This window comes from Acetobacter papayae, from assembly GCF_047721125.1.
Lineage (GTDB): Bacteria > Pseudomonadota > Alphaproteobacteria > Acetobacterales > Acetobacteraceae > Acetobacter > Acetobacter papayae.
Genome location: NZ_JBDNWF010000038.1, coordinates 1 through 24559, shown reverse-complemented (window position 1 = coordinate 24559; position 24559 = coordinate 1). Strand labels below are relative to the sequence as shown.

The following is a 24559-nucleotide window of genomic DNA, read 5'->3' as shown; positions in this document are numbered from 1 at the left end:
CCCCGGCCCGTACCAACCGAGCCGCTGCCCGTTTTGTATCAGGACCGCCATGTGGTGATCGTGAACAAACCGGCGGGCCTGCCGGTTCATGCTGGCCCGCGCACCGGGCTGTGCGTGGAGGACTGGTTTCCCCAGCTTTCGCGCCGGGCCGATGGGCCATGGCTGGTTCACCGGCTGGATGCCGATACCGCGGGCTGTCTGGCCATTGCCTTGCGCAAGCAACCACTTCTGGCCATGCAGCAGGCTTTTGCCAACCACACGGCCCGCAAGACCTACTGGGCAATCGTGCGTAATGGCCCCACGGAAGAAAAAGGGCGGATAGACCTGCCGCTGGTGCGCGAAAACACCCCCTCCGGCTGGCATATGCGCCCGGACCCCGCGCCCAAATCAGCCAATGCAGCCAAAAATGCCGCAACAACCCTGTGGCGGGTTCTGGGCCGGGGTAAAGGCCTGTGCTGGCTGGAACTGACCCTGCTAAGCGGGCGCACCCATCAGGCCCGTGTGCACTGTGCCGCCATGGGCTGGCCAATCGTAGGGGATGCGCTCTACGGCAAGGCGGACGCACAAGGCCTGCACCTGCTGGCACAGGGTCTTTCCCTACCGCTGGACCCGACCATAACGGTCACGGCCCCGCCGCCACCTTCCATGCACGCGGCACTCCGGGCCTGCGGCTGGGAGCCTGACGCACCGTAAAACCCGGCACGCAGGTCTATGCCCGCGCGCGCCGTCCCCCGTCAGCGGGAAGGATCAAGTGCGCGGGCAAGAATACCGGGGGTGAGCAACTGGGGCAGTACAACCTCAGCCCCGTGCGCGGGAGCGTAAACATAAAGCGGCACGCCATCGCGCCCATGTGCGCTCAAAAAGGCGGTAATGGCCGGGTCATGCCGGGTCCAGTCACCGCGCAGCACATGCACGCCCCGGCGGGCAAACAGGGCGCGCGTGCCCTGCGTGTCCAGCACCAGCCGTTCATTGACAAGGCAGGTCATGCACCATGCCGCTGTCATATCCACAAAAACCGGCTCGCCCTGCGCGCGCAGGGCCGCAAAACGCGCAGGCGTGAAGGCCTCGACCCCTTCAGGCAGCGCCATGCCCGCCGTATGTGCGGGCGGTAACGCGCGCAGGCTGGGCAGCAGCGCCATGGCCGCCAGAAAACCAAGCAGCGCCAGCCCGTGCAGCGCCCCTTGCGCGCGGGAGTGGCCAGCGCGCGCCTGCTCGGCCTGTGCCACGCCATACAGCCACGCGGCAAACCCTAACAACACCAGCCCCGCCCCGACCGGCAGCACGGTCTGGCCGCCGCCTTCCATCACAATCACCCAGAAAAACCACACACAGGTGCCCAGCAACGGAAAGGCCAGAGACTGCCGCAGATAGATCATCCACCCGCCGGGGCGGGGCAGCCAGCCCGCCACACCGGGGGCCAGCATCAGCAGCACCAGCGGAGCGGCAAGCCCAACCCCCATGAAGGCAAACACCACAAGCCCCGCCACTGGCGGCCCGGACAGCGCTCCCGCTACCGCTACCCCCATGAACGGCGCGGTGCAGGGTGTAGCCACCAGCACGGCCAGCACGCCCGTCAGCACATCATGCCAGCGCAGCCCGCCCGCCCCTTCGGCCGAAACCTCGGCCTGACGCGGCGCACGCAGCGCGAAAGGCATGAAAGAGAACACCCCCAGCAAATTGAGCGCCATGACAAACAGCAGCCACGTAACAAAGGTAACAAAGAGCGGTGACTGGAACTGAAAGCCCCACCCCGCAGCCCTGCCCCCCGCACGCAGGGCCATCATGCCCCCACCCAGCGCCATGAAGGTGGCCATAACGCCCAACGCGTAGCCTGCGCCCCCCCAGAGCTGGGCCGCACGCCCCGCACGCCCCAGCCGCGCGACCGAAAGCGCTTTCATGGCCAGCACCGGAAAAACACAGGGCATGAGGTTAAGCACCAGCCCACCCAGCAACCCGAACAGCGCCAGCCGCATGATATCCGCCAGACCTTGGCCACCCGCCTGCCCGGCAGGAGTAGCGGCCCCCTCCGGTGCAGCTATGCCCGCTGCCCGAGCCGCTGTACTGGCCACTCCGGCACTGGCGGCCTCTTCAACCGGGCCTGCCACGCGGCGCACTGTCTGGACTACCGCCTGCTCCGCCCCTGCCGGGCTTTGCAGCACCACAACACCGGACAAATCATGGCCGGGCGTAAAATCAGGCAGCGGTTTGAGGTGCAGCAGCACCGCGCCATCCTGCACGCGCTCGTTCTGCGGGGCTGCCGGGTCGATCAGCCCCGGCTGGTCAGCCATGAACCATGCCGCACGCACCGTGCTGGCGGAAAGCCCGGCACCACTCAGCCGCATGACACCATCCGAGCCAATAACCGCCTGATAGGGCGATTGGCCGGGTGTAGCGCGCGCGGCACTGGCAAACAGCCCCGCCTGAGCGGAATTCACCAGCCCGTCCCCTTCCGCAACACGCGGCAGGGACAGCGACAACTCGGCCTCCTCGGGCACGCACACAACCGCGCACACCAGCCAGCTTGCATGCGCGTGCACAACAACCGTATCGCCCGATGCCCCGCTACCCGGCGGCACCACCAGCGGCAGGGACAGCGGCAGCACCACATCGCCCATATAGGCGTAAGACATGAGCGAGGCCGCCCTGATCCGTATGGGCGTGGGCCACAGGATTGTCTCTGTCTGCCCTGACAGCGCGCCCTGTGCCACAAGCCGTACGGCCACCGGCTCGCCCGCATCACCCGGATTGCGCCAGTAAGTATGCCACCCCGGTTGCAGCCGCAGGCGCAGCGCCACAGGCAGGGCGGTGCCAACCCGCACCGTATCCGTTGCGGTTATCAGTGTCGCGATGGTGTGCGGGGTAATGACCGCCGGGCTTTCCGCCGCCCTGACAGAGCCCGGCAGCACGCCCACCGCCAGCACAGACAGCAGAACCTGCAAAACCACAAAGGCACGGCAAAGACGGGACAGAGGCACGAACAGCATGAATGAATTCCGTAACGCGAAAAATCAGGCGATGCAGACAACGCCATGAATCCGGATTAGCACATCCGCTTCGCCCTCTGGCATCCCGCTTTTCCACCCCCTTGCGCGATTGTGTGCAGGCGGGGTCTGGCACCCGGAGGTTGTCAGGCGTTGAAAAGGCCTTTCCCCGGCCATGCACGCACAACCTCGGCATGCAGTTCGGCACGGATAGCGCGCATGGTGCGGCAGTCAAAACGAGCGGCGCGCTCCTGCCCCGCCTGCCCCAGACGCGCGCGCAGGCCCACATCGTCCATCAGGCTTTCAAGGGCTGACACCAGTTCGGGCAGCGAATCCGGGTCGGCATAGAGAGCGGCCTGCCCGGCCAGTTCGGGCAGATTACCATTGGGCGACACCAGCAGGGCCGCGCCGCAGCACATGGCCTCCAGCGCTACCATGCCAAACGGCTCGCCCCAGCGGCTGGGGGCAACCACAATGGCGGCCCGGCTCATGGCCTTGAGCACGGCATCATGGGGGCGATACCCCTCCAGCGCGACACCGGCAGCCTGTGCCTGCGGGCGCAAACCCCGCAAAAACGGCGTCTCACGCGTATGCTCGCCAAAATCATCCGCACCGAGAATCTGCGCCCGCCATTCCGGGTAACGAGGCAGGAGGGTGGCACAGGCGGCCACGAACGCATCCGCCCCCTTGTCGGCCACCACACGCCCGGCAAATAGCACAAGGTTTTCGCGCTCGGCGGCAGGCAGGGACTCGGGCAGGGCCTCAAGGTCGAGACTATTGGGCAGGATAGACACGCACCCCCCAACGCCCTGACTAACAAAGCGCTGCCTGACCCACTCTGATACCGCCACAACCGCCACAGCACGGGCCAGATGCTCGCGCTCGGCAGGCTTGCGCGCCCGGCGCATGGTGCAGGGGTCGTTATGCAGAACCAGCACGACAGGCAGGGCCGGAAACCGGCGGCGCAGGGCAAGCGCCAGATCAGGGCGGTTATGCACCTCCACCAGATCGGGACGGAGTTCACGGACAAGCCGCGCCACCCCTTTGCGGTAGCGCACCCGCCCGCCACGCCACGAAAACACCGGCGGCACGGGCCTGAACGCCACATCGGCAAACGAGACGCCCTGTGGGGCGGTGCCCACCACCACCTCGCCCGGCGTGGCCAGACGCCGCACCAGCAGCCCTATGGCCCCACACTCACCCGGTGCAAACCGCTCACGCGGGGAAAGCACCGTCATGACCCGCAGGGCCTGTCCACCCGCTGGCTGCCCCGGCTCCCGCGCAGTGTCGGCCGTAAGCGGCGCGTGCATTACCCCCATGGTGGCCCCCTGCCGAAACCCCGCGCTGTTCAGCGCAGGGATTCGTACATTTCAAGCTGCCAGTCCTGTGGCTCCTGCGCCGCATCCGCCGCCCATTCACGCATGAGCGGGTGCTCCTGCACTGCACGCATATAAGCGTGGGAGACATCGGACAGCTCCGGCACGGCATAGGAAGCAAAACGGCTGACCACCGGCGCAAACGCCACATCGGCATTGCAGAAAACCGCCCCAAACAGATACGGCCCCTCTGCCCCGTAGCGGTTGCGCGTATTGGTCCAGATCGTATCGATCCGGGCGATATCGCGCTGGGTGTCCTCATCCAGCCCGGCGGCCAGCGGGCAGTTAACCCGGCCCAGATTCATGGGCAGCGCCGAGCGCACCGCGCGAAAACCTGAATGCATTTCCGCTGAAATGGAGCGGGCATGCGCCCGCGCCGCGCGGTCCTGCGGCCACAGGGCCGGAGCCAGTTCCGCACAGTATTCGGCAATGGCCAGCGAGTCCCACACCGCAATACCCGCATGCTCCAGATAAGGTGCGCAGCCATTGGGGGAGAGCGTCTTGAGGGCGACTGTCTTGCCGCCACCGGCCAGACGCAGGGCCTGCACATCCACATCCAGCCCGGCCAGACGCACGGAAAGCCAGCCCCGCAGCGACCATGATGAATACCGCCGCGTGCCGATTACCAGACGCCCATCAGCCATGTGCTTTTGCTCCTGCGGCCTGCGCCGCGTCCTGATCGCCCTGCGGCTCCGCACGGCGGATAAACCCACCCCCAAGAATACGGCTGTCCTGATAGAACACACAGGCCTGACCGGGTGCGGGCATGGCCGGTTCTTCCAGCAGCACGCGCGCGCCATCGGGGGTTGGCACCACGCGGGCGGGGCGAGGGGCCTCACGTGCGCGCATCTGCACCCGGCAGACAAGCCCTTCGGGCGGGGCATCCACCAGCCAGTTCACATCCCGTACGGACAGGGCCTGCACGCTGGCCTGCGCGCGCGGGCCGATAATCACCCGCCTATGCGCCGGTTCCACGCCCACCACCATCTGGCGTTCGCCTTCCAGCCGCGCAGCATTACCCAGCCGCTTGCTCTGGCCCACGGTAAAGCGCATCACGCCTTCATGCTGGCCCACTACACGGCCCTGCCGGTCCACAATCTCGCCCGGCCCGGCCATTTCGGGGTGCATGCGCTCAACCAGATCGACATAGGAGCCATCGGTTACAAAGCACAGATCCTGACTGTCGGGCTTGCCCGCCACCACCAGGCCATAGCGTTCCGCCTCGCGCCGGACCGCGGCCTTGTCGGGCATGTCACCCAGCGGAAAGCGCAGGAATTCAAGCTGATCGCGTGTGGTGGCGAACAGGAACCAGCTCTGGTCGCGCTCGATATCAACCGGGCGGTGCAGTTCAGCCCCCTCCGGCCCTTCGATCCGGCGCACGTAATGGCCGGTCGCCATGGCCTGCGCCCCGATTTCGCGCGCAAGGCCCAGCAGGTCGGTAAATTTCACGCCCTGATTACAGGCCACACACGGCACCGGGGTTTCGCCCTGCGCGTAGGCATCGGCAAAACGCTCGATCACGCTGTTGGTAAAGCGCTGCTCGGCATCAATCACATAATGCGGGAAACCCAGCCTGTCGGCCACGGCTCGCGCATCGCGGATGTCCTGCCCTGCGCAGCACGCCCCTTTTTTAGCGGGTGCGCGCGAGTCGTACAGTTGCAGGGTCGCGCCCACGACCTCGTGGCCTTCCTCCAGCAGGCGGGCGGCCACCACGGAACTGTCCACCCCCCCGGACATGGCTACAAGAACGCGCATGGACGCTGTTTACCCCCTGTTTTCTTTCTTCAGCCCTTGCTGGGCAGACGCACCACCAGACCGTCCAGCGCGTCAGTCATGACGATCTGGCAGCCAAGGCGGGATGTTTTTTCCAGACCAAAGGCGAGGTCGAGCATATCTTCCTCATCATCAGTCGGGGTGGACAGTTTTTCGGCCCAGGCCGGATCAACCACAACGTGACAGGTTGCACAGGCCAGCGAGCCTTCGCACGCGCCTTCAATGTCGATATCGTGCTTGTGGGCGATTTCCAGCACCGACAGGCCCACCGGCGCATCGACCGTGTGTTCCGTCCCGTCCTGTTCAACAAACGTCATCTGGGGCATTGGTATCCGTCCTGCCAGTAAGAATTTTACAGACCGTGCCAGCACTCAGGGCTCACTGGCCCCGGCTTTCATGGTCACGCCGCTGTCCCGAACCCGGACAGCCACGCGTGCGAGGCTGTCCGCCGCGCGCAGCGCTTCGGCGGCTGAGGTAAAACGTCCGGGGGACAGACGCAAGCTCCTTGCGGCCTCATCGCGGCTCAGGCCCATGGCCTCCAGCACGTAAGACGGCGCCAGTTCCGCCGAGGAACAGGCTGAACCCAGAGAGGCCTCCAGACAGTCCTCCTCATTATCCGCCTGTTTTTGCTCGCCTTTTACCGCAGGGGCTGTGAGGTCTGGCATGGCGGCCAGCACATCCATGGCGCGAAGGCCCTCTGGCAGACGCACACTGAAAATACCCGGCAGGCGTTCGGCCTGTGCCGCATTGAGCACGCAGCCGGGCAGCACCGCATCCAGCCGTGTCATAAACACCTGCTGGAGTTCGGCCAGATGCCGCGCATCGCGCGCCTGCTCTGCCATGGCAATCCGGCAGGCCTCGCCAAACCCGGCCAGCAGAAAGCCCGGCAATGTGCCCGAGCGCGCGCCGCGTTCCTGCCCGCCGCCAGAAAACAGTGGCTCCACCCGCACGCGGGGGCGGTGGCGCATGAACAGCGCGCCCACACCCTTGGGGCCATACATCTTGTGGGCGGAAATGGAAGCCAGAGCCAGATTGAGCCCCCGCACATCCAGCGCGATCTTGCCTGCCGCCTGCGCCAGATCGGAATGCAGCAGCGCGCCCGCCGCCTCCACTATCGGCCCGAGCGTGGCAAGGTCGTGCAACACCCCGGTTTCGTTATTGGCCGCAGCAATCGACACCAGTGCGGTGGGCACCTCAAGGGCGCGGGCCAGATGTTGCGGGTCAAGCTGGCCCTGCGCGCCTACAGGCAGGATAACCGGCTCAAACCCCTCGCGCGCCAGATCCAGCACGCTTTGCAGCACACATTTATGTTCAGTGGCGACCGTGATTACCCGCCGCCGTTCCGAACCGCGCGCAGCCAGATGCCGCGCAGCCCCCTTGATGGCGAGATTATTGGCCTCGGTCGCCCCGGAGGTGAACACGATCTCGCGCGGTTGCGCCCCGATCAGCGCTGCAACATCAGCCCGCGCCTGCTCCACCCTGTCCGCCGCCGCCCGGCCACTGGCATGGGCATTGCTATGAGGGTTGGCGTTTTCCGCCTCCAGCGCATGGGCCAGCACGGCCCGCACGCGCGGGTCGCACGGGGTGGTGGCGGCGTGGTCGAAATACAGCGTGCTCACACCAGTCCTCCGGCAACCGCAACAGCGCTGGCCCCCTGCGCACGCCCTGCGGCCAGTCGCGTATAGGCGGCGGCAAACCGTTCGACATCACCCGGCCTGACATTCCATGGCAGGGAGACACGAATGGCCTGCCCAGCCAGTTCCTCCAGCCCCATGGCTTCCAGCACATGCGAGGAGGCCACCTTGCCCGATGAACAGGCAGACCCCGCCGAAACACAGAATCCTTCCAGATCAAGCCGCATAAGCTGCCCCTGCGCACGCAGGCCCGGCAAAGCCAGACAACTCGTATTGGCCAGCCGGGGAGCTGCACCACCACACACGACAGCCCCGGCATCACGCGCGGCCTGCTCCAGCCTGTCACGCAGGGGAGCGTGGTCAGCCGGGGTGTCCAGTGCTTCTTCCAGAGCGCGGGCCATACCCGCTATGGCGGGCAGGGCCTGTGTGCCGCCGCGCCGCCCCTGTTCCTGTCCGCCCCCCACAAAGAGCGGGGCCAGCGCACGCGGCGCAGGCCCGGCCAGCAGCAGGGCACCGGCCCCCTTGGGGCCACCCAGCTTGTGCCCCGAACACGCCAGACTGCCAAAGCCGCCCGCATGCAGCGCCACGTCGATCCTCCCTACGGCCTGCACCGCATCGCCATGCAAATGCGCGCCATACCGCGCGCACAGCCGCGCCACCTCAGCCATAGGGTGCAGCACCCCGGTTTCGTTATTGGCCAGCATCAGACACACAAGAGCGGGCAGGGCATGGGGCCGGGCCAGTGTTTCTTCCAGCAGGTCAAGCCGCACCTGTCCGCTGGCATCCACCTCCAGCCATTCCAGCGCAGCGCCTTCGGGCGCACCCCGGCGCACCGCATCGTGCTCGGTACGCCCCACCAGAATACGTCGCCCCGGTGCAAAACCGTGCAGGGCCAGCACGTTTGCCTCGGTCCCGCCCGAGGTAAAGACGCAGTTCAGCGGGTCAGCATCGAGCCTGCGGGCAATAACTGCGCGCGCATCCTCCAGCAGGGCGCGCGCCTTGCGCCCCTGCGCATGAACGGAGGACGGGTTGCCCGCAAGCGCTGCTGCTTCCAGCATGGCGGTAGCAGCGGATGGCCTCAAAGGCTCGGTAGCGTTGGCGTCAAGATAGACGGCATGGGCCGCACCATCATCGGGTGAAGGGGGCATGGAATGCTTTCCGGAATATTCTGCCTGGGACGCAAGACAGGTATTATCACGATTTATGTGGAAATACGAACCACACAGCCGCTATAGAAGCCACATGGTCAGCACCACGGGGCATTGCCTGTCCAACAGATCAGGAGCCCTGATCAGGCACCATGCCATACGCAACATGGCACGGAATGGATTATGCCTGCCCCGCGCGCAAGGTCAATGCCAGGAAACGCACAGGATGCGCCCTGACCGCAAAAGACTCGCGCTGAACTGACCTGCCCGCGGGCCGTGGCCTGCATGTTCGGGCACGGAGCGTGGCATCGCTCCCCGCACGAACAGTTATCAAACCTGGACGCGCCATGCCCCTGGGCGTGTCCCATGATCAAGCGGAACCTACATGCCAGAGGTTATGTTTGCCGGCCCGGACGGGCGTCTTGAAGGGCGCTACCACCACTCCAACGAGCCCAACGCCCCGCTTGCCCTCGTGCTGCACCCACACCCGCTGCACGGCGGCACCATGAACAACCGCATTACCTACGGGCTTTACCGTTCGTTCGAGAAAATGGGTTTCTCGGTCATGCGGTACAACTCGCGCGGAGTCGGACGCTCACAAGGCCGGTTTGATGGTGGTATTGGCGAAATTTCAGATGCTGCCGCCGCTCTGGACTGGATGCAGATGGTCAACCCCAATGCCAGCGGTCTGTGGATTGCGGGGTATTCCTTCGGGGCGTTCGTGGGCATGCAGCTTCTGATGCGCCGTCCGGAAATTACCGGCTGGATCAGCATTGCTCCCCCCGCCGCCCATTATGATTTCGGCTTTCTCGCACCTTGTCCATGTGGCGGGCTGATGATTGCTGGCGGTAAGGACGAACTCGCCCCCGAACCCGCTATCCATAAGCTGGTGGACAAGCTCAACACCCAGAAAGGGGTTGAGGTGGATTACCGCGTCTTCCCCGAGGCTGATCATATCTTTGCCAAGCAGGTGGACAAGATCACCAACGCCATGGAAGACCACGTAACCCGCGCCATGAGCGCGCTGAACATGCCGTTGGCCGCCGACTAGGCTCTGCCCCTGGCCCACTTCCTCACCCGGCTTTCCGCCGGGTGACGCTGGCGGCGCGTGGCCGCCGCCACCTACCCGCGCCGGGCCTCGCATGCTCTCAGACATTACGTTACCGAACCGGGCTGGCCGCCCCGCTCAGCCCCATGCAAAAAACCAGACCCGAAAACGCACCGGCATACGCACGAGCCTGATGGCCGGAGCCGCCATGGCCCTGCTGGCCACCAGCATGGCCCATGCCGATACCGCCGCCACACTCGACACGCTGGAAAAAGCGCATTTTGAGGCCGAATGGGCAGACAGCCCGGTCAGTGCCACACAGCTTGGCATCCACACATCAGACAGCCTGCTGGACAATACCAGCCTTGCCGCCATCAACGCCCGCACCGACCGGCTACATGCCGAACGCACGGCACTGGCCGCGCTGGATGTTTCGGCCCTGCCACCCGACAGGCAGGACGACCGCGACATCCTGCTGGGTGAAATAGACCTGAGCCTGATCGAAAACGAACAGGTTCAGCCTTTCCTCCACAACCCGGATTTTTACGTCAATCTGGCCACGGACGGGCTGTATAGTCTGGTGGACAGGAACTTCGCCCCCGTGGGTGACAGGCTGCGCGCCGTCATTGCCCGCGAGCGACAGATTCCGGGCATGCTGGCCACTGGCGAGGCCCAGTTGACGCATGTGCCTGATATCTTCATCGAAATCGCGCAGGAAGATCTGGCCGGAGCACTCAGCTTCGTGGAACAGGTCATTCCCGCGGCTTTTGATGCCATCCCCGACCGCAAGGCACGGGCCGAGCTACGGGCCAGCACCAAAAGCGCTCTGGCCGCTCTGAACGCCTACCAGCGCTATCTTGGCACGCTCAAGCCCGATGGCTCCTTTGTGCTGGGGGCCGATACACTCAACGCCATGCTGGCCACCGAAGGCGTGCACCAGCCACTGGAGCAGGTAATTGCCGCCGGGCGCGACCAGCTCCGCCACGATCAGGCAGCGCTCGATGATGCCGCGCGGGCCGTAAACCCCCTGCACCCCGAGCGCGCGCTGGACAATCTGCGCCGCGACCATACTTTTCCCGATGGGCTGATCCCGCTTGTGCAGAACCAGCTTGTGGACGCGCAGCGTTTTGTGGTGGCGCACAAACTGGTAACACTGCCCGCCATGACCCTGCCCGTGGTCACCAGCACGCCCGCCTTCGAGCGCTCGCTGATCACCGCCGCCACGGACTGGCCCGGCCCGTTCGAGCGCGTGGCCACCACATCCTATTACTACATCACGCCCATAGCGCTGGGCAGCAATGCCGACAGTATTGAAGAGGCGATGGGCAACGCCAACACGCCCACCATGCTCGACACCACCATACACGAGGCCATGCCGGGGCATTTCGTGCAGGGGCTATACCTGCGCGCCAACCCGCAATGGTCGCTCACCCGCAAGAGCGCGCAGTCCTACGCCACCACCGAAGGCTGGGCGCATTATGTTGAGCAGATGATGGTAGAGCAGGGCTTTCATGGTGCCACGCCGCGCCTGCATCTGGCCCAGTTGCAGGATGCCCTGCTGCGTGACTGCCGTTTTCTGGTAGCCTTTGGCCTGCATGCCCAGAACATGAGCGTGCAGGATGCCACCGCCCTGATGCAGCATGAATGCTACCAGAGCCCCACCGCCGCCTATAAGGAAGCCCGCCGGGGCACGATGGACCCCGGCTATTACTCCTATCTTCTAGGCAAGCTCATGATCCTGCACCTGCGCGCAGACATGCAGAAAACCGCCGGGAAAGACTTCTCGCTCCACGCCTTCCATGATGGCCTGCTCAGCCGTGGGCTTGTGCCCATGCGCTATATCCGCCGCGAAATGACCGGCCATGACGACCCAGTTCTGTAAAATCTGCCCCCATAAAAACCGGGCATAAAAAAAAGGCGTCGCGAAAACCGCGACGCCTTTTTTGTATTCAAGCCGAAACCGGCCTGCACCAGCCAGCGCCGGGGTTGCCCCCGGCACCGACCGATCAGGATCAGTCTTCGGTGTTACGACGACGGATAGCCGCGCCGAGGATATCACCGAGGGACGCACCGCTGTCAGCGGAACCGTAGTCGCTGATAGCCTGCTTGTCTTCTTCCATCTCGCGACCCTTGATGGTCAGGGCCACCTTGCGGGAAGCGCGGTCAACGGACACCACCTTGGCATCCACGCGCTCACCAACCGCGAAGCGCTCGGGGCGCTGCTCGGCCTTGTCGCGGGCCAGTTCTGCACGACGGATAAAGCCGCTCAGAACGTCGTCCACCTTCACTTCGATCCCGTTGGACTGAACAGCCGTCACGATGCAGGTGACGATGGTGCCCTTCTGGATGGTTGCGAGGGCATCGGCTGCCGGGTCTTCCTGAAGCTGCTTGATACCGAGAGAGATACGCTCTTTCTCGACATCCACGTCCAGAACCTTGGCCTTTACGACCTGGCCCTTTTCGTAGTGCTTCATGGCTTCTTCGCCAGCTTCGTCCCAGGACAGGTCGGACATGTGAACCATGCCGTCGATATCCGCGGACAGGCCGATGAACAGGCCGAATTCCGTGATGTTGCGGATTTCGCCTTCCACGGTCGAACCGACCTTGTACTCTTCGGCGAACTGCTCCCACGGGTTGCGCTGAACCTGCTTGAGACCCAGAGAGATACGGCGCTTGGCGCTGTCCACATCCAGAACCATCACGTCCACTTCCTGAGAAGTCGCGACGATCTTGCCCGGATGGACGTTCTTCTTCGTCCAGGACATTTCGGACACGTGCACCAGACCTTCGACACCCGGTTCCAGCTCGACGAACGCGCCGTAATCGGTGATGTTGGTCACGCGGCCCGTGAAGCGGGCACCCGGCGGGTACTTAAGCGCCACGTTCTCCCACGGATCAGCTTCAAGCTGCTTCATGCCCAGCGAGATACGCTGCGTGTCGGAGTTGAAGCGGATTACCTGCACGCGCACGGGCTGGCCGATCTGCAGCGCTTCGGACGGGTGGTTGATACGCTTCCAGGCGATGTCGGTCACATGCAGCAGGCCATCGACGCCACCCAGATCCACGAACGCGCCGTAGTCGGTGATGTTCTTGACCACGCCATCGAGGATCATGCCTTCGGTCAGACCCTGGATCAGCTCGCTGCGCTGTTCGGCGCGGGTTTCTTCCAGCACGGCGCGACGCGACACAACGATGTTGCCACGGGCACGATCCATCTTCAGGATCTGGAAAGGCTGGGGAACACCCATCAGCGGGCCGACATCGCGCACGGGGCGGATATCCACCTGGCTGCCGGGCAGGAACGCCATGGCGCCGCCCAGATCCACCGTAAAGCCGCCCTTGACGCGACCATAGATGGTGCCGTTCACGCGCTGGTTGGCCTCGAACGCCTTTTCCAGGCTGGTCCAGGCTTCTTCGCGGCGGGCCTTCTCGCGGGACAGAACAATGCTGCCGTCACGGTCTTCATACCGTTCGACATACAGTTCCACCACGTCGCCGGGCTGGATTTCGGGCTTGGCGCCGGGGGGGGCGAATTCGCGCAGGGCCACGCGGCCTTCGCTCTTCAGGCCGACATCAACGATCGCGTAGTCATCCGTCAGACGGACGATACGGCCACGGACAACGGACCCGTCGAAGCCGGTGTCGCGGCCCAGGGTTTCGTCAAGAAGGGATGCAAAATCTTCGCCGCGGAAATGATCCGTGGCATCAAGGGTGGCTGAAGCCATGTGTAACCGTTAATCCTGCACCGAACCGGCTCCCTTGTTGGGGCGGACGGGCTGTTCCTGCGCCCCGCATGACGCGGCACGTCTTGTCTGGCCAGCAAGCGGGAGCCTTCCCCCACCACTGTAGTGCAGACCTTGTCTACGCCGGCCGCATAAGACAGCCGACCCTGATTGCCCGCGTTATCCGGGCAAACCATGATTGCACAGAGACCACGCGGGCAGGGTTTGTCAACTCAAACAAACGGGCATGAGGCATTCATACGCCCCCGCCCCCAGCCACACGATAAAAGCCCGTGTGTTGCGCGGGCAAAATCACCAAAGTTTCCAGACCGTTCAGGCCCGGCCTGCTCCCCCATGCTGCCGGGGCGTAAAGCCGAGACCGGGGCGGGAAAGGCCTCAGCCCACTGTTTCTCCAGCGAGTCGCGCCCGGGCCAGCCGCAGGGCCTCGGCCAGTACGGCGGCGGCATCCAGCGTATCGGTTTCGATCACGCAGGCATCCTCGGCAATGCACAGGGGGGCGGTTTCGCGCCCGGCATCCGCCGCATCACGCGCGCGCAGGGCTTCTTCCATCTCGTGCAGTTGCTGCGGAGCCTCCGGAGCCGAGACATCGCCCCCTGTCTGCAAAAAGCGCCGCAGGGCGCGTGTGGCGGGCGAGGCGGTAATGAACAGCTTGAAATCGGCATCAGGAAAAATCACCGTGCCGATATCGCGCCCATCCAGCACGGCCCCACGCTCGCGCGCGAAACGGCGCTGGGTTTCAACCAAGGCCGCGCGCACCAGTGGCTGTGCCGCTACCTTACTGGCCGCCGCCGCAACCTCAGGGGCGCGCAGGTCAGACCGGCGCAGGGCATCGGGGCTGAGGGTCTGGGCAATATCCTGTGCGGGGTCCGCCGGATTGCGCCCGGCATCCAGCGCCAGACGCCCCACGGCGCGATACAGCAGCCCGGTATCCAGATAAGGCAGGCCCAGAGCCTCGGCCAGACGCCGCGCCAATGTGCCCTTACCCGCCGCCGCCGGACCATCCACCGCAATAACGGGGCCGCCGCGCGCCATACTGGTGTCCTGCGTGCCGCTCATTGGGCAAACCCCGCACCAAGCTGGTTCATCAGCGTCAGATATCCGGGAAAGCTGGTGTCGATAAACGCGGTATCATCAATCCGCACGGGCTTTTCGGCTACCAGCCCCATGACAGAGGCACTCATGGCCAGCCGGTGGTCCATATGGGTTGTAACCAGCCCGCCGCCGGGTATGGCGCCCGCCGTGCCATGCACCACAAGGTCATCCCCCTCGACTTCGGCCCGCACGCCGTTTTCACGCAGCAGGGCCACGGTGGCGGACAGGCGATCGCTTTCTTTCACCCGCAGTTCTTCCAGCCCGCAAAAGCGCGAAATGCCTTTGGCATGCGCTGCCGCCACGGCCAGAACCGGGTATTCATCAATCATCGACGGAGCCCGGGCGGCGGGAACCACAACCCCATGCAGGGCAGAGGCCCGCACGCGCAGATCGCCCACGGGTTCGCCACCGGAGGATGCTTTTTCCACCACATCCACCTGAGCGCCCATTTCCATCAGGGTGGTGAACAGGCCTGTCCGCAGCGGGTTGAGCCCTACATCCGTCAGGGTAATGTCAGACCCCGGCACCAGCAGCGCCGCCACCAGCGGAAACGCGGCGGAGGACGGGTCCGCCGGAACAAACAGCCCTCCCTCGGGGGCTACCAGATCGGGGCGGCCTTCAAGGCGGATGATACGCCCGCCTTCAGGAGTGATTTCGACCTCAACCTTCGCGCCGAAATAGCGCAGCATGTTTTCAGTATGGTCACGCGTGGGCACGGGCTCTTCCACACGTGTGGTGCCTGTGGCGTTCAGCCCCGCCAGCAGCACAGCAGATTTAACCTGTGCGGAGGCCACCGGCAGACGGTAATCCAGCGCGGGTGGGTTGGCCTGCCCCCGTATGGCCAGCGGCAGCCGACCGCCCTCGCGGGTAATGAAAGTTGCCCCGGTAGCGGCCAGCGGGTCTGTCACGCGCTTCATGGGCCTACGGCGCAGGCTGGCATCACCCGTCATGACGGAGGCCATGCCGTGGCTGGCCAAAATACCAGAAAGCAGCCGCGCCGCCGTGCCGGAATTGCCCATATCCAGCACGTCAGCCGGTTCGCTCAACTGCCCGACTCCCGGCCCGGATACGACCCAGAGCGCCCCCTGCTGCTCCACCTGCGCACCCAGCGCGCGCATGGCGGCGGCGGTGCGCAGCACGTCCTCGCCTTCGAGCAGATGGTAAATCGTGGTTTGTCCGCGCGCGAGAGCGGCGAACATGAGCGCACGATGGCTGATGGACTTGTCACCCGGCACACGGATGACACCACCCAGCGGGGCAGCGGGACGCGCCACGGTAAGCGGACGGGAGGCGGAAGCAGGTGCATGTGTCATACCCTGTTCATTCCGGCGCTCACGCGCGCAAGTCAATCCGCCACAGGGTGGTTACACCATAAAAACCACCCCCTGCAGACGCCGCCACAACACGGCAGACACGGAAAAATGCACACTACCCCCACCTTCGGGTTTGACATGAGTGAGAACACAATGGCATGTGGCCTCGCTCTAGCTTCCGGTCGATTCTCACCGGCTGCGCGCCCTGGCGGCAGCCCGACGGATTTGACCGTATTTTCCGGGGGTGTGCGCCCCCTTCCTTGTTTGATCAGACATCCTTCTGATCAGGATCGACAGGTAGCAAGATGACCCAGCCCGATCTCGGCACCAAACGCGTCTGCGTCTCCTGCGGTGCCCGCTTTTACGACCTGAGCCGCGTTCCCGCAGTTTGCCCCAAATGCGGTACAGAACAGCCCGCACTGGTTCCCCGCCTGCGCCGCAGCGTGGACAGCCTGTCGGCCAGCACGGCAAGCGTGACCCCCGTCAAGAAAGATGACGAGGATATCGATCTCGACACCGATACCGACGAAGATGATGATGACGTGATGGAGGATTCGACCGATCTGGACGATGACGACGACGACATCAGCTCCGATATCGATGTCAGCTCCGATTCCGAAGATCACGAATCCTGACACATACCGCCTGACCCACACCCGCTGCGGGCTCCCGTAAAGCGGGTGTGAACACACTGGCGTTATCGAGCCTGACCATACTCCATGGTCAGGCTTTTTTTATGCCGGCACGTTTTATACTGGCACGACTCTGCTTTTCTCTGGCCACCCGCGCACAGCTTTTGCTAGAGATTAGATAGTATTCGTACTGTCATACGCAGTAGCGAAGCTTCTCCGTAAAATCATGATCCCGCAAGACACCGTTGCCTAGCTACGGCACGGGATCACCTATGCGACACAGCAAGCCCGCCCTCACCGGCGGGCTTTTTTTGTGTCTGCCTTTCAGGACACTCCATGCAAACGACCCATCGGCAACCCGCTCTGACATTCGTCATGACCGAACGTCAGCTCGTCAACATTGTCCGGCCCTATCTGCCGAGCCAGAAGAGTATAAATAAAGCAGAAGGCCTCCTAACCATCGGTCTTGGCATGGCGGAAGTTGCCGGGGGAGCCGCCCTGCTCGGCAGCCCTGAGCCCATACTCAGCAAAGTCGGCGGGGTTGCCCTTACCGCTCACGGCATCGACATGGTAACTGCCGGGCAACGCGCCTGGCGCACCGGCACGGCTTCAGAAACCCGGACCGAACGTATGGCCCGCGCCGCAGCACAGAAAGCCCATGCCCCCCCTGCTGTCGTCAATCTTGTGGGAATGGCCGCTGATGCCATGCTTCCCGACGGCATTATACATGCCGCGGCCCATTTCGGCGCTACACGAGCACTGCGCGTAGCGGCTGCCGATGCAAGTCGCCTGTCCTTCAAAAACGACAACATAACCCCTGAGCACTTTCCCCGGCCTTCGCCACAAACAGCCCAACCAGTAAAAATTCCTGAAAAGGAAGTCCTTCTCTACCCCCATCGGCAGGAGACACTTGACCTCCACCACCATGAAGCCCCGCCGCATAACCGCAAGTTAGGGGGGCATGTCCTGTTAAAGCATGTTAACCCAAGCCAAGCTTATATCGACCGCCGGTTCGAAAAAGAAAAACATGAATTTCTTTCATATTTTACTACAAAGGAGGCTGCAGAGCGTGAAATTCATCGAGCCATTAAAGCAAATTCGACACATATTGATAGTTGGCTTGCAAACGCCAACGTTGGTGCAATAATGAAAGTTAAAGCAAAAATATCAGGATCAGAAGCTGTAGTCATATCAAAAAACACACGCCAAAAAAAACATGCGACAAACATTGAGGTTAGAATCAAAAAACAAACACTAAACGGCATGATTTATCATATATTTAGTGTTACAATGGATTAATTAAATAATTTATAACCCAAAAATGGGAGAAAAAACTTACCCACACAAAACACAAACAAAAATATCATCAGATTTTTCACATAAAACCCAATGGAATACCCCATGCGCACCCTCAAAAACTTTCATGCTTTCGATATAAGTCAAAAATTCGATATTATTTATAGTATTTTTTACAAACCGAGCGAAAATTACAAAGTAAATTTTTTCGAAAAAATCATAGGAGAGATCACCAAGCAGCAACGGAAATATAGCGTCCCTTTAAAAATAAGAATTATAAATCAATTAAACGACTTACTATCGTACTCTGATAATGATATCGAGTATGCAACCGCAGTATTCCGTCATATCGATAATACCGAATATAAAGAAAAACATTCCGATTCTGATTGTTTCAAAAATCTCCGGGAGTTCTGGATTTTTATTTCAAATATTTTCGCAAATGATCCAGAGATAAAAAACCTGATCCATTGGGACAATCCAGGCATTGACCAACCTATTCTGCAAAAAAAAGCACTTGGCAATGACCCATCAATGCTCGTGAAAAATTACTCTGAAGACATAACATTTTCTTTTATCCCAGAGCATTTTTCTAACAATGATATAGAAGACATGTTCCCCCGCCTGCGTGATTTTAAGTCCGGCGAGTTCGGTGAAGATGCCGATCTATATGGCGAGACACTGGCTGAAATTATTGGAAACGCACCAAAAAATTATACCCTGATATTCAATCAGGACACTATTCGCGAAATAAGGACATTGCTCTCCTATACTGACGAAGAAATCGAGCGCACCAGCAAGGCTGTCATCAATCTCAACCCGACAGTAGAAATTGATGATCCACCGAACTGGGGGCGCTTTCCAAGCCTGCGCGCCTTCTGGACTGCTGTGCTGGACAGTTTTGAAAACAACGTTGCGATGCAGAACGCTGAGAGTGCCGAACACTCCCCTGCGGACATAACGGACAGCGCTGGGCCCGGCTGTAACGCCACACCACCGGCCCCACAAAGCTGAGCGCATTTTCAGGTTTTCATCCGTCCTGCTCTGTGAGAGCCTGCCACCATGCCCAAACCAGCCTCCCCTCCGCCGCCCGGTATTGCCCTTGCCCTGCTCTCCGCCCTGCTGTTTGGAGCCAGCACGCCGCTGGCCAAGCTGCTGCTGGGGTCAACCAGCCCGCTCATGCTGGCGGGGCTGCTTTATCTGGGCTCGGGATTTGGGCTTCTGGCCCTGCGCACCGGGGCGCGCCACATAACATGGCTGCGCCCGCTGCACACGCAGGAGGCCCCGCTACGCCGGGCGGATTTTGGCTGGCTGGCGCTGGCCGTGATGACCGGGGGCATGGCCGGGCCTGCCCTGCTTATGCTGGGTCTGGCCCATACGGATGCCGCCTCGGCCTCGCTGCTGCTCAATCTGGAAGGGCTGGCCACCATGGTCATTGCCTGGAGTGTTTTTCATGAAAACACCGACAGGCGGGTTGTGCTGGGGGCATTCGCCATTCTTGCCGGGGCCTGTGTGCTGTCGTGGTCAGGAGCGGGTATCACCGCAAGCACGGGCGCACTGCTGATAGCCGGAGCCTGCCTGTGCTGGGGGGTGGACAATAACGCCACCGCCCGTCTTTCAGGCGCTGATCCGACCCAGATCACCCTGATAAAAGGGCTGGTGGCAGGCACGGTCAACCTTACTCTGGCTCTGGCCACGGGGGCCAGTTTTCCACCGCCTGCCCTGCTAGTGGGCGCGCTCCTGACCGGATTTGCCGGGTATGGAGCCAGCCTTGTGCTGTTTATTCTGGGCCTGCGTGCACTTGGGGCTGCACGGGCCGGGGCCTATTTCTCGCTGGCACCGTTCGCGGGCGCGTGTCTGGCCATTCCCCTGCTGCACGAAGCCCCCACCCTCCGGCTAGTGCTGGCAGGCGGACTTATGGCGCTAGGCCTGTGGCTGCACCTGACCGAGCGGCATGAGCATGACCACACGCATGACAGCATGGAGCATGAGCACCGCCACACGCACGACGCCCACCACCAGCACAGCCATGGCCCGAACGACCCAACGGGCGAGCCCCATACGCACCGGCACCAGCATGTCGCCCTGACACACCGCCACGCCCATTACCCGGACCTGCACCACCGGCACACGCATTGAGAGCTTTCCCCGCGCGGCACATTCATCAGGCAGCGCGGGGGATATGGCAAAAAACAGCCCCGGTAGTTACGGGCTGCACGGGCGGCGTTCGATTTCCACCCCCACACTTTCGATTTCCTCGAACACGTCCAGTTTCTCGATCCGCACCCGCACCACGCGCACGCGCGTATCGGCCAGCACGCCAGCGGCAATCCGCTCGGCCAGTGTTTCCACCAGACGCACATGCCCTTCCGCCACAATCCGACGGATCAGCACCACCACCTGTTCGTAAGACACCGTGCGGCTGAGGTCATCCGCCCCGATTTCAAGGTCGGTCCGGTCATCCACCCCGAACCAGACTGAAATGCGGATACGCTGTGTTACCCCCTGCTCATGCGGGAATACGCCAATATTGGCGTCCAGCAGCATGTTGTTGATGAACAGGCAGCGCAGGGGCGGCTTTTCCACCCAGGGAGCGAAAACGGACATAATGGTTCTATTCTTCCAGAGCGTCGCCGGCGGCCATCGCCGGAGACCATTGCAGGTGCTGCCCCCCATCGAGTGCGAGCATCTGCCCCGTAACGGAGGGCAGTGCCAGCAGCGCGCGGGCGGCACCCGCCACTTCCCGCGCGGAGGTTCCATGCCCCAGCGGCACAGAGGCGCACTGGCGGGCAAACTGTTCCACGGTCTGGCGCGTGCTGGGCAGGGCCGGGCCGGGGCCTATGGCATTCACCCGGATGCGGCGCGGAGCCAGCGCAAGCGCCATGGTGCGGGTAAGCGTCCATAAAGCGCTTTTGGAAACCGTATAGCTGACGAAATGCGGCGTGAGCGACCACACGCGCTCATCCAGCATGTTCAGCACCATGCCCTCCGCCCCTGTTGGCAGCGCCTTGGCGAAAGCCTGCATCAGCACAAAGGGTGCGCGCAGGTTGGGCTTCATGTGCTGCATCCAGCTTTCAAGCGAGGCATCATCCCACTCGTCGCGCTCGAAGGTGGAAGCGTTATTGACCAGCACCCCCAGCGGGCCGCCAAGGGCCTGCATGGCCTGCTCGGTCAGCGGTGCGGTTTCCTCCTCCCGCGCGAGGTCGGCATGCAGCAGCACGGCACGGCGGCCGAGGGCTTCCACCTCGGCCTGTGTTTCACGCGCCCGCACGGCATTGCCCCGGTAATGGATGGCAACATCAAACCCGGTTTCAGCCAGCATCAGCACCAGAGCACGGCCCAGACGCGCGGCCCCTCCGGTTACAAGGGCGCGGCGTGGCATGGCGTCGGATACAGGAAACAGATCCATCGTCATGGTGGTGTTCTCCATTGCTTTTGGGGTCAGGCCGGGCGGCGCGCGCCAAGGGCCGCTGCCAGCGTGCCGTCATCCAGCACGTCCAGCGCGCCGCCCATGGGCACGCCCTGCGCAACACGGCTGATCGTGACATCACCCTGCGGGGGCGTGTAGGGGGCCAGACGGTCCATCAGCCAGTGCAGGGTTGTGGCCCCTTCCACCGTAGCGCCCAGTGCGAGAATGACCTCACGCACCTGCCCCGCTTCCAGCCGGGCAAAGAGGGGGGCGGTATTGAGGTCTTCCGGCCCTGTGCCCGCCAGCGGCGAGAGCGTGCCACCCAGCACCTGATACACACCCCTGTGCACCCCCGCACGCTCGAGCGCCCACAGGTCTCCCACAGTTTCCACCACGCAAACCAAAGAGCGGTCACGCAGGGGGTCGGAGCAGATATGGCACGGGTCCACCGTGTCCAGATTTCCGCAGGAGGAGCAGGTGCGGATAGCCTCGCCCGCGCGCTCCATGGCGCGGGCCAGCGGCGCAAGGCGGGACTGTGGCTCGCGCAGCAGGTACAGCGCGACCCGCCGCGCGGAGCGGGGGCCAAACCCCGGCAACCGGCCCAGAAGCCGGATAAGCTGCTCTATTTCCTGCCCACCCATTCCGGCACCCTCGCGCGCGGTCAGTCCTAGAACGGCAGCTTCAGGCCTGCGGGCAGGTTAAGCCCACCAGTGACCTTCTGCATTTCCTCAGCAGCGCGCTCGTCCAGCTTGCGGCGGGCATCCGCGCAGGCCGCCATAATCAGGTCCTGAAGCATTTCCATTTCTGTCGGGTCTGCCAGCGAAGGGTCGATCTTGATCGAGCGCATGTCGCCCTTGCCGCTCAGCACAACCGTGACCATGCCTGCGCCCGCAGCCCCTTCAATGCTGATCCCTTCCAGCGTGGTCTGCATGGCTTCCATTTTGGCCTGCATCTGCGTGGCCTGTTTCATCATCGAGGCAAGGTTTTTCATTGATCGGTTCCTCTGGTTTTAAAAACCGGCACAGCCGTTACGCGGCCATGCGGGTCAGTCTGGAGAAAGGCCCGGATCATGGGGCCGTTCGTCCTCGTCAAGCAGTTCCGCATCCAGCGGCGCGAACATAAGGGATGGGTCATCCGCTGCCAGCGCGGTGTGCAGTTCCTCGGGCGGCAGGCCGTAATCGTCCAGCCCGTGCTCGGAAACCTCGCCCAGCTCCGCATCGGGGAAAGCCTCAAGAATGGCCTGCACCAGCGGGTGAGAGGCCGCCTCCTTGCGACGGAACTGAATAACCTCGGCCCCCTGCTCGCCCAGACTGGGCTCACCCGGTGCCTCAGACAGTTCCACCTGCCATTCAATACCGGTTACGCGCTCCAGCACCAGTCGCAGGCGGCGGGGGACATCGGGGGGAGCGCCCGCATCAAGCCGCATAACAATATGCCCGCACGCGAACGACACCAGATGGGCCGCATGCCGCAGATGGCCATGCAGCACCGCCTCACGCGCATCGCGCACAAGGGCCACGGTTTCGCGCCATGTGCGCGGGATAGCGGGGGGCGCGGGCTCTTGTTCCACCACGGGTTCAGGCACCGGGGGGAGGGCCTCCACCGCCATGGCGGTGCCACCGACCATCCGCAGGCGGGGCCTGTCATCCTCCATAGCGGGCATGGCCTGTGCATCAGTAACCGCACTGGCCATTGCACCGCCACTCGCACTACCGCCAGCGCTGCCACTGGCAAACGGAGCCGCGGCCATGGCGGATGGCGCGCTGCCAGCAGCAACCCCACCCGGAACCTGCGCGCCCGAGGCAATCCCACCTGCAACAGGAGCCGCCAGACCCGCAGGGCCTGCGCCGCCGGGCCGCCCCGCCTGATCCGGCCGGGGCTCGGCCCCATCACGCGCGGCGTTGGAAAGATGGCGCACCAGTTCTTCGGGCGAGGGCAGGTCGGCCACGTAACACAGGCGGATCAGCACCATATCGGCCGCCACCCGCCTGTCTGGCGCGGTATCGAGTTCCTGCATGCCCTTGAGCAGCATCTGCCATGCCCGCATGAGCACCGGCACGCTGAACGCACCCGCCATTTCCTGCCCACGTACGCGCTCAGCCTCGGGCATATCCGCCGCGTGTTCGAGCGAAGGCACCGCCCGCAAGCGTGAAAGCGTGTGCACAAGCTCAAGCATGTCGCCCAGCACCAGCCCGGCATCCGCACCACGGGCATGGGCGGCATCCATGAGCGACAGCGCGACATCTGGCTGGCCACGCAGGGCGGCATCAAGCAGGTCGAACACCACCTGACGGTCAGCCAGACCCAGCATGTCGGCCACGACTTCCGCCCCGATCAGCGCATCCGAGCCAGCACCGCCGCCCTGTGCAATGGCCTGATCGAGCAGGGAAAGACCATCACGCACCGAGCCATCGGCCGCACGGGCGATCAGGGCCAGCGCGTCATCCGAAAGGCGCACCTGCTCCTTTTGGGCAATGCGCTCGAACAGGCCCGCCAGAGCGGACTGGGGCACGCGCCGCAGGTCAAAACGCTGGCAGCGCGAGAGCACCGTAACAGGCACCTTGCGCAGTTCGGTGGTGGCGAAAATGAAGGTAACCTGTGCCGGAGGTTCCTCCAGCGTTTTAAGCAGCGCGTTGAAGGCATTGCGCGAGAGCATATGCACTTCGTCGATGATAAAGACCTTCATCCGCCCCTGCATGGGGCGAAAGCGCGTGGCCTCGATAATCTCGCGCACATCGTCCACCCCCGTGCGGGAGGCGGCATCCATTTCCAGCACATCGGGGTGGCGGTCGGCCAGAATGGCCACGCAGTTGGGACATACGCCACACGGGTCAGCCGTGGGGCCGCCCTGACCATCCGGCCCGGTGCAGTTGAGCGCACGGGCAATAATACGCGCCGTTGTGGTTTTACCCACCCCGCGCACACCGGTAAGCATGAATGCATGGGCTACGCGCCCCAGCGCAAAGGCATTGCGCAGAGTGCGAACCATGGCCTCCTGACCGATCAGGTCATCAAAGGTGGTGGGACGATATTTGCGCGCCAGCACGCGGTACGGCGCAGGGGCACCTGATACGGCAGGCGCTATCGGCTCGGCCACGGGAGGCGGCGGGGGGG

22 protein-coding genes are annotated in these 24559 nt (G+C 63.3%); 7 read left to right on the top strand and 15 right to left on the bottom strand.

Annotated elements, in window-relative coordinates; translation table 11 throughout:
- Positions 1–60: 60 nt before the first annotated feature.
- Positions 61–693: an RluA family pseudouridine synthase gene (locus ABF757_RS10465; RefSeq protein ID WP_415482224.1), complete on the top strand. Its 633-nt coding sequence runs from the start codon at positions 61–63 to the stop codon at positions 691–693.
- A 41-nt stretch (positions 694–734) separates the two neighbouring features.
- On the opposite strand, the gene ABF757_RS10460 is transcribed toward ABF757_RS10465, so the two are convergent.
- The 7 genes from ABF757_RS10460 to ABF757_RS10430 form a co-directional block, all read right to left on the bottom strand.
- The gene (locus ABF757_RS10460) at positions 735–2984 is read right to left on the bottom strand and encodes a protein-disulfide reductase DsbD family protein (RefSeq protein ID WP_415482216.1); all 2250 of its coding nucleotides are present in this window, start codon (positions 2982–2984) and stop codon (positions 735–737) included.
- Positions 2985–3127: 143 nt separating this feature from the next.
- On the bottom strand, positions 3128–4291 hold the full coding sequence (locus ABF757_RS10455) for a glycosyltransferase family 4 protein (RefSeq protein ID WP_415482222.1): 1164 nt from the start codon (positions 4289–4291) through the stop codon (positions 3128–3130).
- Between the two features lie 38 nt (positions 4292–4329).
- Positions 4330–5001, bottom strand: coding sequence for a glutathione S-transferase (locus tag ABF757_RS10450; RefSeq protein WP_415482214.1), 672 nt, complete (start codon positions 4999–5001; stop codon positions 4330–4332).
- Positions 4994–6112 carry a tRNA 2-thiouridine(34) synthase MnmA gene (gene mnmA, locus ABF757_RS10445; RefSeq protein WP_415482212.1) on the bottom strand — a complete coding sequence of 373 codons (1119 nt, stop codon included), beginning with the start codon at positions 6110–6112 and terminating at the stop codon, positions 4994–4996. The genes ABF757_RS10450 and mnmA overlap by 8 nt, the downstream gene beginning before the upstream one ends.
- A 29-nt stretch (positions 6113–6141) precedes the next feature.
- Positions 6142–6456: a ferredoxin family 2Fe-2S iron-sulfur cluster binding protein gene (locus ABF757_RS10440; protein ID WP_025861675.1), complete on the bottom strand. Its 315-nt coding sequence runs from the start codon at positions 6454–6456 to the stop codon at positions 6142–6144.
- A gap of 45 nt (positions 6457–6501) precedes the next feature.
- Positions 6502–7749 carry a cysteine desulfurase family protein gene (locus ABF757_RS10435; RefSeq protein WP_415482210.1) on the bottom strand — a complete coding sequence of 416 codons (1248 nt, stop codon included), beginning with the start codon at positions 7747–7749 and terminating at the stop codon, positions 6502–6504.
- On the bottom strand, positions 7746–8912 hold the full coding sequence (locus ABF757_RS10430) for a cysteine desulfurase family protein (protein WP_415482208.1): 1167 nt from the start codon (positions 8910–8912) through the stop codon (positions 7746–7748). The genes ABF757_RS10435 and ABF757_RS10430 overlap by 4 nt, the downstream gene beginning before the upstream one ends.
- Positions 8913–9297: 385 nt before the next feature.
- Between ABF757_RS10430 and ABF757_RS10425 the strand changes: the two genes are divergently transcribed.
- Together ABF757_RS10425 and ABF757_RS10420 are read left to right on the top strand one after the other, a co-directional pair.
- Positions 9298–9963: an alpha/beta hydrolase gene (locus ABF757_RS10425; protein ID WP_415482206.1), complete on the top strand. Its 666-nt coding sequence runs from the start codon at positions 9298–9300 to the stop codon at positions 9961–9963.
- A gap of 91 nt (positions 9964–10054) precedes the next feature.
- Entirely contained in the window at positions 10055–11842 is a 1788-nt protein-coding gene (locus ABF757_RS10420) for a DUF885 domain-containing protein (protein WP_415482204.1), read from the top strand.
- A gap of 130 nt (positions 11843–11972) precedes the next feature.
- Here ABF757_RS10420 and rpsA read toward each other — a convergent pair whose 3' ends face one another.
- The 3 genes from rpsA to aroA all read right to left on the bottom strand — a co-directional run bounded on the left by rpsA (position 11973) and on the right by aroA (position 16108).
- Entirely contained in the window at positions 11973–13685 is a 1713-nt protein-coding gene (gene rpsA, locus ABF757_RS10415) for a 30S ribosomal protein S1 (protein ID WP_415482202.1), read from the bottom strand.
- Positions 13686–14078: 393 nt separating this feature from the next.
- Positions 14079–14735 (bottom strand): (d)CMP kinase, encoded by a 657-nt coding sequence (cmk, locus tag ABF757_RS10410; protein WP_415482220.1) that lies wholly within the window; start codon positions 14733–14735, stop codon positions 14079–14081.
- A 20-nt stretch (positions 14736–14755) separates the two neighbouring features.
- Positions 14756–16108 (bottom strand): 3-phosphoshikimate 1-carboxyvinyltransferase, encoded by a 1353-nt coding sequence (gene aroA / locus ABF757_RS10405; protein WP_415482200.1) that lies wholly within the window; start codon positions 16106–16108, stop codon positions 14756–14758.
- Between the two features lie 305 nt (positions 16109–16413).
- On the opposite strand from aroA, the gene ABF757_RS10400 reads away from it, so the two are divergent.
- From ABF757_RS10400 to ABF757_RS10385, 4 genes are all read left to right on the top strand, one after another.
- Positions 16414–16743: an FYDLN acid domain-containing protein gene (locus tag ABF757_RS10400; RefSeq protein WP_025861688.1), complete on the top strand. Its 330-nt coding sequence runs from the start codon at positions 16414–16416 to the stop codon at positions 16741–16743.
- Positions 16744–17076: 333 nt separating this feature from the next.
- Positions 17077–18039: an RNase A-like domain-containing protein gene (locus ABF757_RS10395; RefSeq protein ID WP_415482199.1), complete on the top strand. Its 963-nt coding sequence runs from the start codon at positions 17077–17079 to the stop codon at positions 18037–18039.
- A gap of 102 nt (positions 18040–18141) precedes the next feature.
- A complete protein-coding gene (locus ABF757_RS10390) occupies positions 18142–19050 on the top strand; it encodes a hypothetical protein (RefSeq protein ID WP_415482198.1) in 909 nt (302 codons plus the stop codon).
- Between the two features lie 48 nt (positions 19051–19098).
- Positions 19099–20175 (top strand): DMT family transporter, encoded by a 1077-nt coding sequence (locus ABF757_RS10385; protein ID WP_415482196.1) that lies wholly within the window; start codon positions 19099–19101, stop codon positions 20173–20175.
- A gap of 66 nt (positions 20176–20241) precedes the next feature.
- On the opposite strand, the gene folB is transcribed toward ABF757_RS10385, so the two are convergent.
- The 5 genes from folB to ABF757_RS10360 are packed head-to-tail and all read right to left on the bottom strand — an operon-like array spanning position 20242 to position 24542.
- The gene (gene folB, locus ABF757_RS10380; RefSeq protein ID WP_025861685.1) at positions 20242–20643 is read right to left on the bottom strand and encodes a dihydroneopterin aldolase; all 402 of its coding nucleotides are present in this window, start codon (positions 20641–20643) and stop codon (positions 20242–20244) included.
- Between the two features lie 7 nt (positions 20644–20650).
- Positions 20651–21451: an SDR family oxidoreductase gene (locus ABF757_RS10375; protein WP_415482194.1), complete on the bottom strand. Its 801-nt coding sequence runs from the start codon at positions 21449–21451 to the stop codon at positions 20651–20653.
- A gap of 26 nt (positions 21452–21477) precedes the next feature.
- Positions 21478–22086 (bottom strand): recombination mediator RecR, encoded by a 609-nt coding sequence (gene recR / locus ABF757_RS10370; RefSeq protein WP_415482191.1) that lies wholly within the window; start codon positions 22084–22086, stop codon positions 21478–21480.
- Positions 22087–22112: 26 nt separating this feature from the next.
- Positions 22113–22436 (bottom strand): YbaB/EbfC family nucleoid-associated protein, encoded by a 324-nt coding sequence (locus ABF757_RS10365; protein ID WP_025861838.1) that lies wholly within the window; start codon positions 22434–22436, stop codon positions 22113–22115.
- A gap of 54 nt (positions 22437–22490) precedes the next feature.
- Positions 22491–24542: a DNA polymerase III subunit gamma/tau gene (locus tag ABF757_RS10360; RefSeq protein WP_415482218.1), complete on the bottom strand. Its 2052-nt coding sequence runs from the start codon at positions 24540–24542 to the stop codon at positions 22491–22493.
- Between the last annotated feature and the right edge of the window lie 17 nt (positions 24543–24559).